At 59.4% G+C, this 16613-nt stretch carries 15 protein-coding genes; 1 reads left to right on the top strand and 14 read right to left on the bottom strand.

Annotated elements, in window-relative coordinates; all coding sequences use genetic code 11:
- Window positions 1–39: 39 nt before the first annotated feature.
- The 7 genes from ACGHIZ_RS00340 to ACGHIZ_RS00310 all read right to left on the bottom strand — a co-directional run bounded on the left by ACGHIZ_RS00340 (window position 40) and on the right by ACGHIZ_RS00310 (window position 9013).
- Window positions 40–2433: an LPXTG cell wall anchor domain-containing protein gene (locus ACGHIZ_RS00340; protein WP_390448290.1), complete on the bottom strand. Its 2394-nt coding sequence runs from the start codon at window positions 2431–2433 to the stop codon at window positions 40–42.
- Window positions 2434–2638: 205 nt separating this feature from the next.
- Window positions 2639–4276 (bottom strand): LPXTG cell wall anchor domain-containing protein, encoded by a 1638-nt coding sequence (locus ACGHIZ_RS00335; protein WP_390448287.1) that lies wholly within the window; start codon window positions 4274–4276, stop codon window positions 2639–2641.
- Between the two features lie 56 nt (window positions 4277–4332).
- A complete protein-coding gene (locus ACGHIZ_RS00330) occupies window positions 4333–5946 on the bottom strand; it encodes a hypothetical protein (RefSeq protein ID WP_390448285.1) in 1614 nt (537 codons plus the stop codon).
- Between the two features lie 56 nt (window positions 5947–6002).
- Complete coding sequence (locus ACGHIZ_RS00325; protein WP_390448283.1) at window positions 6003–6398, bottom strand: LPXTG cell wall anchor domain-containing protein; 396 nt, start codon at window positions 6396–6398, stop codon at window positions 6003–6005.
- A gap of 495 nt (window positions 6399–6893) precedes the next feature.
- A complete protein-coding gene (locus ACGHIZ_RS00320) occupies window positions 6894–7109 on the bottom strand; it encodes a type II toxin-antitoxin system RelB/DinJ family antitoxin (RefSeq protein ID WP_390446660.1) in 216 nt (71 codons plus the stop codon).
- 47 nt (window positions 7110–7156) lie between these two features.
- Window positions 7157–8212: an IS1595 family transposase gene (locus ACGHIZ_RS00315; protein WP_390446657.1), complete on the bottom strand. Its 1056-nt coding sequence runs from the start codon at window positions 8210–8212 to the stop codon at window positions 7157–7159.
- Window positions 8213–8269: 57 nt separating this feature from the next.
- A complete protein-coding gene (locus ACGHIZ_RS00310; protein ID WP_390448280.1) occupies window positions 8270–9013 on the bottom strand; it encodes a hypothetical protein in 744 nt (247 codons plus the stop codon).
- A 216-nt stretch (window positions 9014–9229) separates the two neighbouring features.
- Between ACGHIZ_RS00310 and ACGHIZ_RS00305 the strand changes: the two genes are divergently transcribed.
- Window positions 9230–10633 carry a helix-turn-helix transcriptional regulator gene (locus ACGHIZ_RS00305; RefSeq protein WP_390448277.1) on the top strand — a complete coding sequence of 468 codons (1404 nt, stop codon included), beginning with the start codon at window positions 9230–9232 and terminating at the stop codon, window positions 10631–10633.
- A gap of 164 nt (window positions 10634–10797) precedes the next feature.
- Here ACGHIZ_RS00305 and ACGHIZ_RS00300 read toward each other — a convergent pair whose 3' ends face one another.
- The 7 genes from ACGHIZ_RS00300 to ACGHIZ_RS00270 form a co-directional block, all read right to left on the bottom strand.
- On the bottom strand, window positions 10798–11913 hold the full coding sequence (locus ACGHIZ_RS00300; protein WP_390448274.1) for an AAA family ATPase: 1116 nt from the start codon (window positions 11911–11913) through the stop codon (window positions 10798–10800).
- A 190-nt stretch (window positions 11914–12103) separates the two neighbouring features.
- Window positions 12104–12727: an AAA family ATPase gene (locus tag ACGHIZ_RS00295; protein WP_022094991.1), complete on the bottom strand. Its 624-nt coding sequence runs from the start codon at window positions 12725–12727 to the stop codon at window positions 12104–12106.
- 168 nt (window positions 12728–12895) lie between these two features.
- Entirely contained in the window at window positions 12896–13534 is a 639-nt protein-coding gene (locus ACGHIZ_RS00290; RefSeq protein ID WP_006235796.1) for an amino acid ABC transporter permease, read from the bottom strand.
- 3 nt (window positions 13535–13537) lie between these two features.
- Entirely contained in the window at window positions 13538–14284 is a 747-nt protein-coding gene (locus ACGHIZ_RS00285) for an amino acid ABC transporter permease (protein ID WP_035136546.1), read from the bottom strand.
- Window positions 14285–14309: 25 nt separating this feature from the next.
- Window positions 14310–15185, bottom strand: coding sequence for a transporter substrate-binding domain-containing protein (locus tag ACGHIZ_RS00280; RefSeq protein ID WP_082435536.1), 876 nt, complete (start codon window positions 15183–15185; stop codon window positions 14310–14312).
- Between the two features lie 8 nt (window positions 15186–15193).
- Window positions 15194–15925: an amino acid ABC transporter ATP-binding protein gene (locus ACGHIZ_RS00275; RefSeq protein ID WP_124785724.1), complete on the bottom strand. Its 732-nt coding sequence runs from the start codon at window positions 15923–15925 to the stop codon at window positions 15194–15196.
- Between the two features lie 244 nt (window positions 15926–16169).
- Entirely contained in the window at window positions 16170–16613 is a 444-nt protein-coding gene (locus tag ACGHIZ_RS00270) for a GatB/YqeY domain-containing protein (protein ID WP_006235801.1), read from the bottom strand.

Below are 16613 nucleotides of genomic sequence, written 5' to 3'. Positions count from 1 at the left end.
GATCTTGCAAAAGCCGAGGATGGGCGCTGCCACCAAAACCTAGCGCTTGCGGCGCTTGGTCGCGGCGAGGCCGGCAGCGGCAACGGTTGCACCGGCGATGCCCAGAGCAGCGACCGTCAATGCGGTGGCGTCACCCGTGGCGGCCAGGACAGCATCGCCCTTCTTGGCAGGCGTGGTTTTCTCTACCGTCTTGGTCGTGGTGGTTGTCGTTGCAACTGGCTTGGCTTCGGGTTTCGCCTCAGGCTTAGCCTCCGGTTTCTGCTCGGGCTTCGTGTCGGGCTTCACCTCAGGCTGCGGTGTCGGCTTGGGATCCGGCGTAGGCTGCGGGTCGGGAGTCGGCGTGGCTTCGGGCGTAAACGTCAGATCGGTGTTGAGCCACAGGGTGTAGATCCAGCCACTCTCGGGATCAACCACACTTGCCTCACCCACCTGATAGCCACACTCAACCCCATTGATCTTCAGCTTGGTGTCGGGCGTGAAGTAGAAGCCGCGCGCGGGCTTGAGGTAGATACCGTAGCGATAGGTCACGCCAGGCTTAAAGGCGTCGATGTGGTTCGTGATGTTCTGATCCCAGAACTTCTGAGAGTTCACTTCGCTGCCGTCGCTACCCGTCCAGTACTCACACTGAGGAAGGGAGTTGGAGCCCGTCGGAACATTCGCCGTAAAGACCGGCTTATCGCCCGCCTTGAAGGTGGTCGTGGCGCCGTCGATCTCTATAACGTCGATGGCACGCCATTCGTCGATTGGCTGCTCGCACAGCATATTGTCAGCATTTGGCGCGAAGACACCGTTGGCGGTCTTGATGTGGTGCGTCCAATGGCCGTTGACGTACATCATGCAGTCATCGGCCACGGTATTGTCGCCCTTGAGCCTCAGCTCAACGGAGTACATGTAGAACTTGCCCTCCTCGAAGTGTTCAATCTTCTTCATGCCCGGCGTGTACTTTGCGGGGTCGGAATACCAGAAGGCAACGGGCTTGAGCTCCGCAGGGTCGCTGCCATCCATCTCTTCCCAGCACTCATAGGCGATCTCATACTTATCGGCATCGGCGGCAGGAATCGTCGCGGTCGCACGCGGCGCCTCGCCGGGCGCATAGTCGGTTTTCACATCGTTGACGTTTAGATTCTCAAGAGCTTCGTTTTCCGACGAAGCAGGCATCGTAATTGTTTTAATAGCAGGGACATACAGGAATTCTCCGCTTAGACTCGACTTTACGGTTTCCCCGTTTACGGTAACAACGGTTTCATCGCTGAAGGAATATCCGTCTTTTGGCTTCAGCATAAGAGAATACACGTACTCTTTCCCGCTTTTAAACTTTGTAATAGTCGGCAGGGAACCATGTGAGCCGTTATCGGAATACCAGGCAGCAACGGGTTCGTTGTTTTCAAATTCCTGCCAGCATTCATAAGCGATTTCGTATTTATCTGCATCGTAGTTAGGGACACCTGCCGTCACCTGCGGACCAGTAGCCAGCTGCCAATTGAAGTCCGTATTCTGAACATTGGCAAAGGAGATGGATTCCGATTCTGATTCCGCTGCCGGGATAACAAGGCACGCCCTCTCGTAGACATGGGTGCGGGTGTAGTAGTCATCCCGGATCTCGTTAATAGTGGGTTTCCCGGTCGCCTCGGTATCTCCTTTAAAGGCGTCGTCCGGATCACCGATGATGATATTCCCGGGCTCTGTACCCGTATACGTAAGCTTGGATCCATCATAGGTGGTCGTCATCTTGGACTTATTCTCCCTGTACTCCGTAAAGTACTTCTGCTCCTCCTTCTGTCTCTGAATCTTGCTGATATCCAGGGTAAGCGTTGTTTTATTGCTCGCACTGTCATACGCCGCATGGACGATCAAGTCCCCCAGGCCGATAAAAGTCAAAGCGCTACCATCGAGAGCAGACTGGTCTCCATCTACAAGGGCAATCCCCTTCACATACTCAATCGTTTCTTCTTTCTTGATGTCGGTGTAATTGTTCCACACCGTAATATTGACCCTAACGTCGCTGCCGCCAACAACATCGGTCACACCGCAGGGCATGATGGCGTCATTCGCCGGCGTGGCGGCGTTGTCGCTGGGAGTATTTTGTTCAGCGGGTGCCGCATCGTTGGATTCATCGGTGGCGCCAGTCGGGGCCGTCTGCTGAGGTTCAGCGACGGTTTGTGCCGTCGGAGCAGCATCAGTTGCAGGCGCGGTCGCCGGAGCCGCATCCTCCGCAACCGCCGGTGTCACCGGAGCCGCGGCAACCTCACCAGTCGCAGCGGCGGGATCCGCACACTCGGTCGCAAGCGCCAAACTCGGCAGTAGCAGCTGACCAACCATAAGCGCACACGCACCGACGCTCGCAATCCTCACACCCACGCAGCGCCAAGTACCATGAACCAGCGAGCAAGTGCGTTCGCGCTGGGCCTCCTTATCAAAGTGGCTTCCGTACATAACGGCCTCCTTGGTCGTAGGGACATACCACCACAAAGGCGCCTGTCCCCTTTGTGGTGGTCCTGTACAACCAAGATGCGCCAAATGACTCTATACGCCTAGGTTCGTAGATGCGAACCTAGGCCTCTACCTGCGGAAATACAAAGAGCCGCCGCAAGGGCATTTGTACTCACGCGGCGGCTGAAAATGGCTATGAAAGCTTGCGTTAGCGGTTGCGGCGCTTGGACGCGACAAAGCCGGCGCCGATGACGGACGCGCCCGCGATGCCGAGGGCGGCCGCCGCCGTCGCGGCGTTGTCGCCCGTGGCGGCCAGAGTGCCCACGGACTTCTGAGCCGCAACTGCCTTCGCGGCCGGCTTGGAGGCAGCAGCCGTGAAACTCACCTGAGTCGGCGTCACGGACGGCGTGCCCGTCTCACTTCCACCGCCTGGCTGCGGCGCAGGAGCCGGGGTGGACTCAGGCTGCGGCGTGGGCTCGGGCGCGGGATCGGGCTGCGGCGTGGGTTCGGGCTCGCCCGCATCCCCGTAGCTGATCACCACGTTGCGGGCGACCTCGTTGGAGGTCTTAATATCCTGGATAGTGGACGACCCGGCGGTGCCGATGACGAGTCCGTTTCCGGCGGTGTCGTAGTCAAGTCCGTTTCCGGCAGTTTCTCGCACGGTGCCGCCGGCGGGAGTCGTAATCACCGACCCGTACATGATATCGAGTGCGGGATTCATAGACGGTCCTCCGCCCGTGGTCTTTCGGTTGACAACATAGATCCCCGCTGTCAGGCCCGACGCCTCAACATTCGATTTGAAAATCCTAATCTGGGGCCTTTCCAGATCGTCATATCCTGCGGCGATGATTCCGTAGTCCTCTCGACGAGGCCCAGGGTTGGGTTCGCTCACATTTCCGCCAGTACGCACTGTGAGGTTCGATTTTTGGACAAGCATCCACGTCGAACCGCCCTCCGCCTGCGCGTCAATGCCCCTCGAAGACAGCACCGCATCGCCGGCAAGTATCTCGACATCAGCTCCGTTGACGATCTGCAAGAGCGTGTTCTTGTTGATGCCAAGCGTATGGATGCCTGCAGAATAATACGGGCCGTCCGCCGTCTTAATTGCAACCTTGGCGCCATCGATCGTGACGTCGCCCCCGTGCACGGAGACATAATCCGGTTCTTCCTGACCGCTTTCCCGAGCAACGCGACCGCCTGGCTTCCCATCGGCAAAGATGCCATAGGCGCTTTGCGGCGGCCGGTGTAGCCCATCCGCCTTCTTTGCCTCTATTTTAACGTCGGCGCCCTTGTCGATTTTCACGTTGCCCGATTTCGCGCGAATACCGTTTGAGCAATAAAAGCTACCCGTAGATATCACGTTAACACTGGATCCACTTATAGTGATGTCTCCATTCGTGACACCATCGCCCGACGCAGTAAGCACATTATCCTGAGCCGTCGCGTTGAGGGTCCCCTCCCCCGTGATGGCGAGATTGCCGTCCTTGACCTCGATGGCGCTCTGCCCGGCGTCGGCCGTTACGGTGTTGATGCCCGTCACGCCGATGGTGAGGTTGCCCTTGGCGCCGATGGAGCCGCCGTCGTAGCCGTTGAGCTTCATGTCGTCGGCGCCATCCCAGGACCAGGTTCCCGCCTCGTCGCCGGCAGCGGTTCCCGCGTCGTACTGCGTGCCGCCCACGCTGACCCAGTCGGCGGCGAGCGCCACGCTCGGCAGCAGCAGCTGGCCGGCCATGAGCACACTGGCCCCCGCGCAAGCAAGTTTTGCGCCCACGCGGCGCCACGTTCCATGAGAGAGCGCGCACGCGCGGCCGTGGTCGATTGGGTTGTCATGGATTTGCTTTCGCATGTGAGCCTCCTTGTCGTAAGGGGTACCTCCGCTGTCTTATGTTGCGGAAGCTTGCGCTAGCGGTTGCGGTGCTTGGACGCGACAAAGCCGGCGCCGATGACGGACGCACCGGCGATGCCGGGGGCGGCCGCCGCCGTCGCGGCGTTGTCGCCCGTGGCGGCCAGAACACCGGAAGCGCTTTTGGCGCCGGCGGCAGTCTTGGTCGTAACGGTCTTGGTAACCGCCGTGGTGGTCTTTGCGTCCTTATCTACGGGCTTGAGGTCAGGCTTCTGCTCGGGATTGGGCATGGGATCGGGCTCCGGAGCCGGCTCGGGGTCCGGCGTTGGGTCCGGCTCCTGCCCGTCTCCAAAATCAATCGCCACATCATGGGCGACCTCGGCAGAACCGACGATATCCGAAATCGCAGACGAACCGGCAACACCGATGACCTGCCCGCTCTGGGAACTAGGCCATTGCCCCGTATCGACAACCTTCTTCACATCGCGCACGGCACCGTCCGTCGGAGTCGTAATCATCGCGTTCCCTTGTAAATCGATCATCGCGGCACGGAACAGTGTCGCATTCGCGCCGTTGCGGTTGATCGCATAGATTCCCGCAGTCGCGCCCGAAGCCTCAATCTTCGATTTGAAAATCTGGATACGAGGCGTTTCAAACCTGGTATTTGCCTCTGCCATGATTCCAAAACTTTGATTGCGATCGGCGTCAATGCCGCTTGCGGCAGACAAGCTTCGAGACGTGAGGTTCGACTTCTCGACAAGCATCCGCACCGCACCGGCTTGCGAGCGTGCGCTGATACCCGCCGAGAGCGAAGCCGCACTACCAGCCGAAAGCGTGACATCGGCTCCGTTGACGATTTTCATGAGGGTATTCTTCTTGATACCAAACGTATTGATGCACATGGAAGCCCACGAGGCATCGCCAGTCTTAATCGACAGACTGGCGCCATCGACGGTGACATCGCCGCCGTGCTCATAAGCGGAATCCGGCTCTTCCTGCTCGCCTTCCTGGACAGCGTGTCTGTTTGGAATGTTATCAGCATGGATACCGCAGATGATCTCCATTGGACGCCAAGATCCTTCAGCCGATTTCGCCTCGATTTTGACATCAGCGCCCTTATCGATTGTCACGCTGCCGGCCGTCGCGCGAATGCCCGCCACGTTTTCCGCTGCACCCGAAGCCGTCGCGTTGACGATGACGCCGCTGATGGTCACATCGCCACCGGCATTGCCGTCGCCTATCGCTGTAATTACATCGTTCTGGGCCGTCGCATTCAGGGCGCCGTCGCCGGCAATGGCAAGGTTACCGTTCTTAACAGCAATGGCGCTCTGCCCGGCGTCGGCCGTGACGGTGTTGGTGCCCGTCACGCCGATGGTGAGGTTGCCCTTGGCGCCGATGGAGCCGCCGTCGTAGCCGTTGAGCTTCATGTCGTCGGCGCCGTCCCAGGACCAGGTCCCTGCCTCGTCGCCGGCGGCAGTGCCCGCGTCGTACTGCGTGCCGCCCACGTTGACCCAGTCGGCGGCGAGCGCCACGCTCGGCAGCAGCAGCTGGCCGGCCATGAGCGCGCAGGCCCCCGCGCAGGCGAGTTTTGCACCCACGCGGCGCCACGTTCCATGAGAGAGCGAGCACGCGCGGCCGTGGTCGATTGGGTTGTCATGGATTTGCTTTCGCATGTGAGCCTCCTTGTCGTAAGGGGTGCTTCCGCTGTCTTATGTTGCGGAAGCTTGCGCTAGCGGTTGCGGCGCTTGGACGCAACGAAGCCGGCGCCGATGACGGACGCACCGGCAATTCCGAGGGCCGCTGCCGCCGTCGCGGCGCTATCGCCCGTGGCGGCCAGAGTGCCCACGGACTTCTGAGTCGCAACTGCCTTCGCGGCCGGCTTGGAGGCAGCAGCCGTGGAACTCGCCTGAGTCGGCGTCACGGACGGCGTGCCCGTCTCACTTCCACCGCCTGGCTGCGGCGCAGGAGCCGGGGTGGGCTCAGGCTGCGGCGTGGGTTCGGGCTCGGCCGCATCTCCAGATCTGATTACCACGTTACGGGCGACCTCGTCGGAAGTTCTAATGTCCTGGATGACAGACGACCCGGGAACGCCGATGACACGCCCACTTCCAACGGTGTCGCGCACGGTACCTCCGTCGGGAATCGCAATCTTTAACCCTCCCTCAAGTTTGATATAGGGGGCCCTGAAGGACCCCATATTGACGGCATAGACTGCCGCCGTCGAGCCCGACGCCACAACATTTGATTGAAAGAAGCTAATTCGAGGGGTAGCCGACGGGGAGCCAGACTGTAAAAAATTCCATAGACATCTTTGCGATTTGCCCCTACAAGCTCATCAGTCCCGGCATCACCTTGAGCCGTGAGGTTCGAGCGACTGACGCGTATCCATGACGCCCCGTCTTGCACGCGTATCCAAACACCAGCCGAGATTTTTCCTGCGCTCCCTGTCGCGAGCGAAACATCCGCCCCGTTGGCAATCTTCAAATATGTTTCCGTCTTAATACCAAACGAATACAGAGCGACCGACATGCCCCTGCATTACCCGCCGTCGCATTTAATTTGGCTCTGTTAGACCAAATTTGACACGATCGGCTGTTCGTCGAACCGGAAAATAATCGGGCTACCCCCGTCCATCGCGGTCCCCGCCCTCCCCGTCAGCCTTCCCCTCAGATCCCAGCCTGACGTCGAAGGGCAGGCCGCCCTCGCGGATCACCGCCCTGAGGAATATGTTCATGGCGCCCGACATGGAGAGCCCGAGCTCGTCGAGCACGGCTGCGGCCTCCCTTTTGACCTCGGGATCGATTCTTATCGTGGTGGCCGGGACGTTCGATGTCATTGCCGCTCCTTCCGCGGTCGCTGCTCCGTGGCCACCATTTTAATTCGCTAGGCCGCCCGCCCGTCCCAGTAGTCCATGAGGGGAGGCTCGAGGCCGAACATGTCGCGGACGCGGGTCGAGCAGGAGCCGTTGGCGAGCTGGCGGGCGACCGTGGACTCCGCCGCGCGCGAACCCGCCGCCATGAAGGTGCGGCACCAGCGGAACCAGTCGAGGTAGGCTCCCAAGTGCTTGGTGGACACTCCCTTGAAGCGGGCCATGAACGAGCCGAGGAGCGAATGGACGGCGTTGATGCGGTTGATGGTGCCCTCCGAGCGGTCCTTGGAATCATAGGATTCATGCGAGGCGACCTTCAGGTCGCGCAGCACGTCGATGTACGCGGTCGCCTTGTCCGTGGCGACGACCGCGCCCGCGCCGATGCGGTCGCGAAGGGCCTCCGCCGCACGCTTGCGCGAGACAACGCCGCGGCCCGAGACCTCGAAGAAGGTGGCGTCCGTGTCGCTAACGCCCGTCATGACGCAGATCTGCTCGCGGGAGAGGCCGCGCCTGTGGACCTGCTTGCCGCGGTGGCGAGCCTTTCTCGGCAGGGTGAAGGAGCCTTTTGAATGGTTGCCCTTGAAGGACTCGGGGAAGTACGTCTCGTCGAGCTCGCAAGCCTGCCCCTGCCCCACATGGAACGTGGGCGAGTATTCCTTCAGGCACTCAATGAGCCTGTGGCGCATGGTGTAGGCGGTCTTGAGGCAGACACCGCAGCGGCCGGCGCACTCGCGGAGAGGGAGCATGAGGGCGAAGCACTCGGCATAGGCCATCCAGGTCTCGCGGGGCAACTTGCTCGTGCCGAGGATCCGGTCGGTGGAGCCGGAGAACGTCCTGCCGCAGTCGCGGCAGAGGTAGCGCTGCTCGCCGTTCCTGGACTTGCCCTTCTTGACGATAGCGACCGAGCCGCAACGGGGGCAGCGCTCTACCTCATAGCCATCTCCCGCCGCATCGTCGAACATGGCGGCGCGGACGACGTCCCCGACCAACTCGACGGCTTTACGGCGCTCGGTCCTGCTGAGCTTCGCCAGGCTCTTCTTGAGGGTGATGACCAGGTCGTCTGCATCCATGGGCGCTCCTTCGACGTTAATTGAAGGGTACCGCCTCGCGGTGACATCGTTTTTATGTCAACCTTGGTCTAACAGAGCCTTTAATTTAGCGTTGTCCACCATGATACAGCCACCATGTTTGGCGCTGTAGTCTGCCTCTTCGGCCTGTGCACCCTCGATGGCAGAATGCCTGGGAGGAACATTTTCGGCAAGGACTGCAAAGACATCGGCGTTCGACTTTGCCTCGACATGGACGTCGGCACCATTCTTTATGGCTATGTCGCCCGCTGCCGCATGGATACCAATAGATTCATATGCTCCGCCTGTGGCTGTCACGTTAACGTCAGCGCCATCAATGGTCACATCGCCGCCGGTCCTGCCGTCGCCTATCGCTGTAATTACATCGTTCTGGGCCGTCGCATTCAGGGCGCCGTCGCCGGCAATGGCAAGGTTACCGTTCTTAACAGCAATGGCGCTCTGCCCGGCGTCGGCCGTGACGGTGTTGGTGCCCGTCACGCCGATGGTGAGGTTGCCCTTGGCGCCGATGGAGCCGCCGTCGTAGCCGTTGAGCTTCATGTCGTCGGCGCCGTCCCAGGACCAGGTCCCTGCCTCGTCGCCGGCGGCAGTGCCCGCGTCGTACTGCGTGCCGCCCACGTTGACCCAGTCGGCGGCGAGCGCCACGCTCGGCAGCAGCAGCTGGCCGGCCATGAGCGCGCAGGCCCCCGCGCAGGCGAGTTTTGCACCCACGCGGCGCCATGTTCCGTGGGAGAGCGTGCACGAGTGGCCGTGGTCGATTGGGTTGTCATGGATTTGCGTTCGCATGTGAGCCTCCTTGTCGTAAGGGGTGCTTCTATAACACCATGTTACGGGAAGATATCCGGATCCCGGGGCACAAATTCATATGCGGCGCATCTGCCAGCGCAAAAGGCAACGAGCACGCTATTGCCAAGCGCGCCCCGCCCCCCCGAAAGGCCCACCCCCTACCGTCATGGTCTACAATCGAGGGCACGATTGTTCCGTCCACCCAAAGGACCGTTCTTGAACCTGAGCAAGCCTAAAATCAGTGCGCTTTTGGCACTCGCGCTCTTTACCTTCGTCTTTCTTGCCGGCGAGTTTCGCTTCGACATCAATGTCGGGCTGCTCGCCGGTGCCGAGCGCGTTGTAATTGCACAGGGCTTTATCCTGGGCGCCAGCGTCATCGGCTTTATCGGATACGCGCCGCTGCTGTCCCTCGCCCAGCGCAAAGGCCAGCCCCAGGCAGTTGCCACCGCCGCCGTCCCCATCGCCATCTTGGGGTTGACCCAGATTCAGTCCCCCACGAGCCCGCTTGCGCTCGAGATTCTGGGGTGCCTCGCATTCCTCGGGCTCGGCCTGCTGGGCGCCGCCGCTCACCACGCCTTTTCGTTGGCATTCCAGGATGACCCCAAGCTTGCCACCGGTGCGGGAGCAGCCTATGCCGCGGGCATCCTGATGCAGTTCGCCATCAACCTGCTCGATTGCGGCGGCATCGCAGAGCTCATCGTCCTTGGCACAGCGACTATCGCCATCTCCGTCCTCAGCGTCGTTCCCCAAAAGGCCGCCAAAAGCTCCAGCGACCTCGCCAATCCCTTTGCCGAGCCATCGCACGTCCTCGCCAAGCAGGCGTGTTGGAGCATCGTGCTCGTCATGATTCTTGCCTGCTTGTTCTCAACACTCGACAACGTGGTCACGTTCTCCAACGCCCACGGCACCATCGCCGTACAGACCTGGCCGCGCCTCTTTTTGGCGGCGAGCGGTCTCGTCGCCGGTATCGTCTTTGATCTTGCCGAGCGTCGCTACATGGGTCTCATCATGCTCGGCGTCACGGTACTTTCCACCATCTCGATCTTGGCCGTGGAGGCCGGCGCCGACCCCAACTTGGGCCTCATCGTCTTTTATCTGAGTTCGGGCTTTTTTGTCACGTTCTTTACCGCCACGTTTACGCAGCTGGCGCCGCGCGTGCACACGCCCGCACTGTGGGCTGGCATGGGCCGTGCGGCCAATAACGTGTGCGCGTTCACCACGTCGGGCGTCTCGCTTGCGCTTGTGACCTCGGGCAACGTCGCCCTCATCATGATCGGCGCGCTCGTGCTGCTCGTAGCAGCCAGCGTTGCGTTCGTTGCCGCGGGCCTATTCCGCCTGCCTCAAACCGAGCAGGAGCGCGAACATCAACAGCTTGCCGAGGAGGCATTGGCAGCACCGAGTATCGAGGAACAACGCCAGACCTTCATCGCCAACCACGCTCTCACCCCGCGCGAAGTCGACGTGCTCATAGCCGTGACCCAGGATGAACGCCCGCTCAAGCAGGTTGCCGAGGAACTCGGTATCTCGATGCGCATGGTACAGCGCCACCTGAGCTCTATCTACCAAAAGACCGACACGCAAACGCGCGCCGGTCTCACCAAAGCCTTCCCCTCGGCCTAAAACAAAAACCACCACAAAGGCCCCTTTGCGGTGGTTTGAGCGGAGCAGAAGGTCACTCTGCCAGCTTGTCTCAGTCTGTAACAGATAGGCCCCTAAAAGCAGGCTTATTGTTACAGATCGAGACGGCAAAGGGACACGAAGCGATCTTTCGCAGCAACGCCCCTCTAGTAAAGCGATGCCATATATCGGCCGAAGCCTGGCAATGCAAACTCAAAACGTCCTTGCAGAGGTTCTTCAATTACCCCAGCCTCTACTAGACGCTTTTTATACGTTGAAATCGAACCGGAACTCTTCTTAAGCCTCGCTGCCAGCTCTTGCCTGGTCGTCGTCCCAACCGGATTCATTGCACGAAGAAAATCCAGGTCCCCTCGTGAAAGTTCCGCCGCTGTTGAAGCGAAAACTCGCGATTCCAGCTCCTCTTGCGCAAGTTTCGCGCCTCGTTCGACATCCTCAATAGAAACCTCGGAGGCTTGGCGCGAAGCATTCCATGCCCGATACCCCACCAACTGGAACATAAACGGAAAGCCATCGATCGCCTTGGCAGCGAGGTCGATCGCCTCATCAGAAATCGTCTTGCCGCCGTCCTCAATCGTTAGTCGAAACGCTTCTTTTACCTCAGTCGGTGAAATTGATCCCAGTGAATGTTGAGCCGCACGACGAAGAAACGATGTCGATCTCCCCGTCAGCAGCGCCAGCACGCGAAACGGCAGTCCCGCCATAAGCAAAGCTACCTTTTTATTCTCGCTTACAAAGTGCTGGTAGGTAGTAACAAGCTCCGTCATTTGCGCAAATGATGCATCCACTTCGTCAACGGCGATAAGCACCCCGGTGTCAGTCGCTTCAAGCTGAGCAAACAAAGCGTTCATCTTAGTACGCCAGTTAGCGCCCTCAAATTCAATATCGATGTTTTCCCAGCTCATGCTTCCTACGGGGGCAATGCCGACACTGTTCACACGCCTAGAAGCGGGCTTTTCGATCAGATGGGCGGCTGATTCGTTGAGGCGCTGCAAAATGTCTTCGAGCATCCCCTCCGAGGCCGTCACATTCGCTGTAATCCAACCCTCTTGCTGGGCGCGATACGACAGATATGCCAAAAGCGCCGTTTTACCTGTACCACGCGCACCATAGAAAACCGAGCAAAGATTGGGATCGGAATCGTCATTTTCAAACGCCAGCACCATATCATCGATGATTTGCTCACGGCCGGCCATATACGCCGGTACACGTCCGAACATCGGAGTGAATGGATTTGTCTGCCTGTACGCCGTCGGTGCCGCCATAAAGCCTCCCTTGAACTCATACAACTTAATTATGCCCCTACAATCTTTAAGTTATTTGAGTATCTTTGAGTTTTTTGAGTATCCTTGAGTTCTTTGAGCGATCGGCTCCCGGCAGAACCAGTTGACTTTCTCCGCCTAAAACAAAAACCACCACAAAGGTGCCTGTCCCCTTTGTGGTGGTTTTGGTCGGCTAGCCTTCGAGCTGCGCTACTTTGTAGCGGTAGGCAGCGGCGATAACGTCTTTGCAACCCTCGCGGCCCAGCTTGGCGCGGTTGACGACGATGTCTTTGCCGCTCGTCATCTTCCACTTTCCGGCACTGTAGCGCTTATAGAACGCCTCGCGCGCCTTCTGCTGCTGCTTGACCAGCTTGGCGCCCTTCTTTTTGTTAAGGCCACGCTTCTTGCGCACGATCTCGACGCGGTCCTCAAAGGGTGCGGTCACCAACACGGCAATGTGATTGGGGTTATTACGCAGCAGGTAATCGGACAGGCGGCCTTCGATAATGCAGCTCTCGGTCTCGCCCAGATCCAAAATCACCTGGCTCATCTTTTGGAACAACTTGTCCGAGTACGAACGCGCATCGTAGCGGTCGGGCAGAAACGCCATGTTCTCCACAGCCAGACGCTCGTCATAGGCGGCCATCTTATCGAGCGACTCGCCCGCGCGCAGCGACGCACGCACCAGCAGCTCGTTATCGTACAGCGGAATCCCCAGCTCATTGGCGAGGATACGACCGATCTCGTGGCCCTCGGCGCCAAAGTCGCGCGCGATGGTAATGACCACAGGACTCTTCTTGTTCTCCAGATCGCTCATCGCGATTCCTTTCTAACAAATGAGAAAAAAGGTTGTTTATCGCCTTTTCCCACGATAGCGTACCTGGGTTTTCCTGGTGCCCAAGATTGGCCTGAAAGAGGAGCGACGCGTACTTTGGTACGCGAGCGACGGTTTGAAGGCCAAGGTTGGGTGCCAGGGAAAGCCAGGCTACGCTGCCACCATTCGCCTCTGATATGCGCGAACCAACAGCGAGATGCCAAAGTTGAGCACAAAGTACATCGCAAACACCAGGCCGTAGAGCATAAGCACCTGCGACAGATCGATCGCGTGGGCCATCACGACGTTTGCCGTGTACATGAGCTCGGCCACGTTAATGCCCGAAAGATACGAGCTGTCCTTGATGACGGTCGTGCACTGGCTAAACAGCGCCGGAATGATCGTCTTAAACGTCTGCGGCAGAATGATGTAGCGCATGGTGGCAAAGAAGCCGAAGCCCTGGCTCTGCGCCGCCTCAAACTGGCCACGCGGAATCGAGTTGAGGCCGCCGCGCACAATCTCGGCCATAACAGCGCTGGTAAACAGCGTAAAAGCGATGGTCGAAATCACAATGTCCAAACCCTGCACCGTAAAGTAGATAAACAGGATCCACAGCAGGTTTGGCGTGCAACGGAACAGCTCGATATAGGCGCTCACCAAAATACGGAACGGGCGTGGCGCATAGCTTTTAACGAGCGCCAGCACCGTGCCAAAGATGAGCGAGAAAAAGATCGACAGCGCCGAGATCTCGATCGTCTTAACAAAGCCGCCCCAAATGTAGAGCAGGTTGGTCGCGTTAAAGATTTCCATGCGCTAGGCCTCCTCTACGTTGTCGAGCCCCAGCTCGGCCAGGCTCACGCCGCGCGGACGCTCCTTGGAGCGGCGCTCGAGCCACTGCACCAGCATGGCGAGCGGAAAGCAGATGATGAAGTACATAAGGCAGCAGACGATGTATCCCTGCAGGTAACCGTACAGACTCACAAAGTTGTCGGAACGGTACATAAGGTCGCCGCCGGCCACGAGCGCCAGCACCGACGTGTTCTTGACCAGGTTGAGCGCCTGGTTACACAGCGGCGGCAGAATGATCTTGAATGTCTGGGGCAGCACGATGTACCAGTATGCCTGCGCACGGGTGAAGCCCTGGCTCTGGGCCGCCTCCATCTGACCGCGCGGAACCGCCTCGATACCGGTGCGGATGACCTCCGAAATGTAGGCTGCGTGATACAGACCCACACCCAAGAAGCCCAGCACGAACGGCGCAATGCGCACCGGCTGGTCGGCACCGGTTATGGCCTGCAAAAACTGCGGACCGGCCATGTACATAAAGAGCACCTGCACGGGCAACGGGGTGTTCTGGTAAAACTCCACGTACACGCGGCTTATGGCGCGCAGCACGCGCGAGCGAGTGGTAGAGAACACGCCCAGCAGCGTGCCCAGCACCAGCGACAGCAGCAGACCGGCAACGACCACCTGCAGCGTCACGCCAAAGCCCTCCCAGAAGGGCCCCATGTTTTGAAATGTCGTCGACCAACGGTCGGCGTCAAATAATCCTTCGAGCATTTGATTCCTTCCTTGGACGATGCGCCTATACAAGACCCCAGGTCTTGACCTCTTGGTCGAGCCAGCCATCGGCCAGGCGATCGCAAATCACCTGATCGACCACGGCCGAAAGGTCGCAGCCCTTCTTGGTCGCCACACCGTAGCCCTGCTCGCCAAACTTGACCTCGGGCTGCAGCAGCTCAACGGTCTCGTTCATGTAACCGGCCAGCGTGGAGCGGTCCATGGCAAAGACATCGATATTGCCGGCGTCGAGCGAACTCTTGATGATGGGGTAGCCACTAAAGGCCCTAAACTCGGGCTTGCAGCTAAAGCCGTTGTCCTTGATCATCTGCTCGATCAGGCCCTGCGTGGTAGCACCCTGGCTCACGCCAATGACCTTGCCGTCCAGATCCTCAATCGAGGTAAAGCCCGAACGCTTCTTGACCATGAGTCCCACGTAGTCGGTGCGGTACGGCGTCGAGAAATCCCAGCTCTTCTTGCGCTCGTCGGTGATGGTGTAGGTCGCTGCGACCACGTCGAGCTGGCCGTTATCGATCAGCGGACCGCGCGTCTTGGGCGTTACGTCGGTAAACTCGACAAGCTCCTGAGCACGGGCCTCCTTGTAGCTCACGCCAAAGACGGCAGCGGCGATCTGGTAGCACAAATCGACTTCCATGCCCTCAAAGCGGCCCTTGGCGGTGTCGTAATAGCCATAGCCGGGAACGTCCTTCTTAACGCCGGCATTCAGATGGCCACGCGACTTGATGGCCGCAAGCTTGGAGCCCTTGTCGGAGCCCTCGCCGCTGGTGGAGTTGCCGCAACCGGTAAGCGCGGTCCCCGTCAGCGCAAGCATGCCGGCGCCCGCCAGCTGCAAAAAGTGACGGCGCGACACGGCCGCCCTCGTCATATCCGTCATGTCCATCACCGCGCCTAGTGCAGAATCTTGGACAGGAACTCGCGGCAGCGCGGGTTCTCGGGGTTATCGAAGAAGTGCTCGGGCGTGCCCTCCTCCAGAATGCGGCCGTCCTCCATAAAGATGACGCGGTCGGCCACCTGGCGCGCAAAGCCCATCTCGTGCGTCACGCAGATCATGGTAATGTCCTCCTGCGCGAGCTCAATCATAACGTCCAGAACCTCCTGGACCATCTCGGGGTCGAGCGCCGAGGTCGGCTCGTCAAACAGGATGATGGGCTGCTTGGTGCACAGGGCACGGGCGATGGCGATGCGCTGCTGCTGACCGCCCGAGAGATTCTGCGGATACTCGCCGGCCTTATGCGCCATGCCAACACGCTTGAGCGCGGCAACAGCGATCTCGGTCGCCTCCTCCTTGCTCTTCTTTTGAAGCTTGATGGGCGCGAGCGTCAGGTTGCCGAGCACCGTCATGTTGGGATACAGGTTGAACTGCTGAAACACCATGGAACTATACTTGCGAGCCATCTCCAGGTGATTCTTTTTGGTGAGCGGCGTACCGTCGATGACGACCTCGCCCGACGTGGGCTCCTCCAGATAATCGACGCAACGGATGAGCGTCGACTTACCCGAACCGGAAGGCCCGATCATTACGAGCTTCTCGCCGCGCTTGACGGTGAGATTGATATCTTTGAGCACATGCAGGTCGCCAAAGTACTTGTTGAGATGCTTGATCTCGATCATGTCTGCCATGAATGTCCCTTCCCTGCGTTTACACGAGTTGAACTATTGTACGGAAAGAACCGCGTTTCCGCAGCCCACACTACATTCCCGTAAAGAACCCGCAACCTTCCACCTAGTCATTGGGGACAGACTTAAATGAGTACCCGCTCATTGGGTACTCATTTAAGTCTGTCCCCAATGAGCACCGCCCAGCAAAAAGGGCGTGACCGCAATGGCCACGCCCCCTCAACATCAACTATATGCCGCTCGGCCCCTACGCGAGTTTGGCTCCGACAATCTTTGCCGCGGCCGGCTTATCGAAGTTGCCGCCGGTGGCCTTGCCGAGTGCACCCATGACCTGGCCCATCTGCTTCTTGGACGTGGCGCCCAGCTCGGCGATAACCTGCTCGATCAGAGCCTCGAGCTCCTCGCCCGAAACCTGCGCGGGCAGCAGGCTCTCCAGAATCTTGACCTGCTCGGTCAGGTTGTCGGTACGCTCCTGGTCGGTGCCGGCCTTGATGGACATCTCCAGCGTCTCGCTCGTCTGCTTAATCAGACGCTTGATCATGCTGTTGACGTCTTCCTCGGTCACATCGCGGCGCTCGTTGACCTCGATATTCTTCACCTCGGCCTTGACCTGGCGAATGATGGACAGGCGAACCTTGTCCTTGGCCTTCATGGCGGCGATCATTTCCTTCTGCAGCTCTTCGTTGGTCAT

This window comes from Collinsella sp. i05-0019-G5, assembly GCF_042851345.1.
Lineage (GTDB): Bacteria > Actinomycetota > Coriobacteriia > Coriobacteriales > Coriobacteriaceae > Collinsella.
This window is presented reverse-complemented; position numbering and strand designations above follow the sequence as displayed.

What these genes read in the sequence shown, in the direction of transcription:
- ACGHIZ_RS00290 (WP_006235796.1), bottom strand. Translation starts at nt 13,534, where the DNA reads ATGGAAATCTTTAACGCGACCAACCTGCTCTACATTTGGGGCGGCTTT.
- ACGHIZ_RS00335 (WP_390448287.1), bottom strand. Translation starts at nt 4,276, where the DNA reads ATGCGAAAGCAAATCCATGACAACCCAATCGACCACGGCCGCGCGTGC.
- ACGHIZ_RS00310 (WP_390448280.1), bottom strand. Translation starts at nt 9,013, where the DNA reads ATGCGAACGCAAATCCATGACAACCCAATCGACCACGGCCACTCGTGC.
- ACGHIZ_RS00270 (WP_006235801.1), bottom strand. Translation starts at nt 16,613, where the DNA reads ATGACCAACGAAGAGCTGCAGAAGGAAATGATCGCCGCCATGAAGGCC.
- ACGHIZ_RS00315 (WP_390446657.1), bottom strand. Translation starts at nt 8,212, where the DNA reads ATGGATGCAGACGACCTGGTCATCACCCTCAAGAAGAGCCTGGCGAAG.
- ACGHIZ_RS00280 (WP_082435536.1), bottom strand. Translation starts at nt 15,185, where the DNA reads ATGGACATGACGGATATGACGAGGGCGGCCGTGTCGCGCCGTCACTTT.
- ACGHIZ_RS00320 (WP_390446660.1), bottom strand. Translation starts at nt 7,109, where the DNA reads ATGACATCGAACGTCCCGGCCACCACGATAAGAATCGATCCCGAGGTC.
- ACGHIZ_RS00275 (WP_124785724.1), bottom strand. Translation starts at nt 15,925, where the DNA reads ATGGCAGACATGATCGAGATCAAGCATCTCAACAAGTACTTTGGCGAC.
- ACGHIZ_RS00295 (WP_022094991.1), bottom strand. Translation starts at nt 12,727, where the DNA reads ATGAGCGATCTGGAGAACAAGAAGAGTCCTGTGGTCATTACCATCGCG.
- ACGHIZ_RS00300 (WP_390448274.1), bottom strand. Translation starts at nt 11,913, where the DNA reads ATGGCGGCACCGACGGCGTACAGGCAGACAAATCCATTCACTCCGATG.
- ACGHIZ_RS00340 (WP_390448290.1), bottom strand. Translation starts at nt 2,433, where the DNA reads ATGTACGGAAGCCACTTTGATAAGGAGGCCCAGCGCGAACGCACTTGC.
- ACGHIZ_RS00330 (WP_390448285.1), bottom strand. Translation starts at nt 5,946, where the DNA reads ATGCGAAAGCAAATCCATGACAACCCAATCGACCACGGCCGCGCGTGC.
- ACGHIZ_RS00285 (WP_035136546.1), bottom strand. Translation starts at nt 14,284, where the DNA reads ATGCTCGAAGGATTATTTGACGCCGACCGTTGGTCGACGACATTTCAA.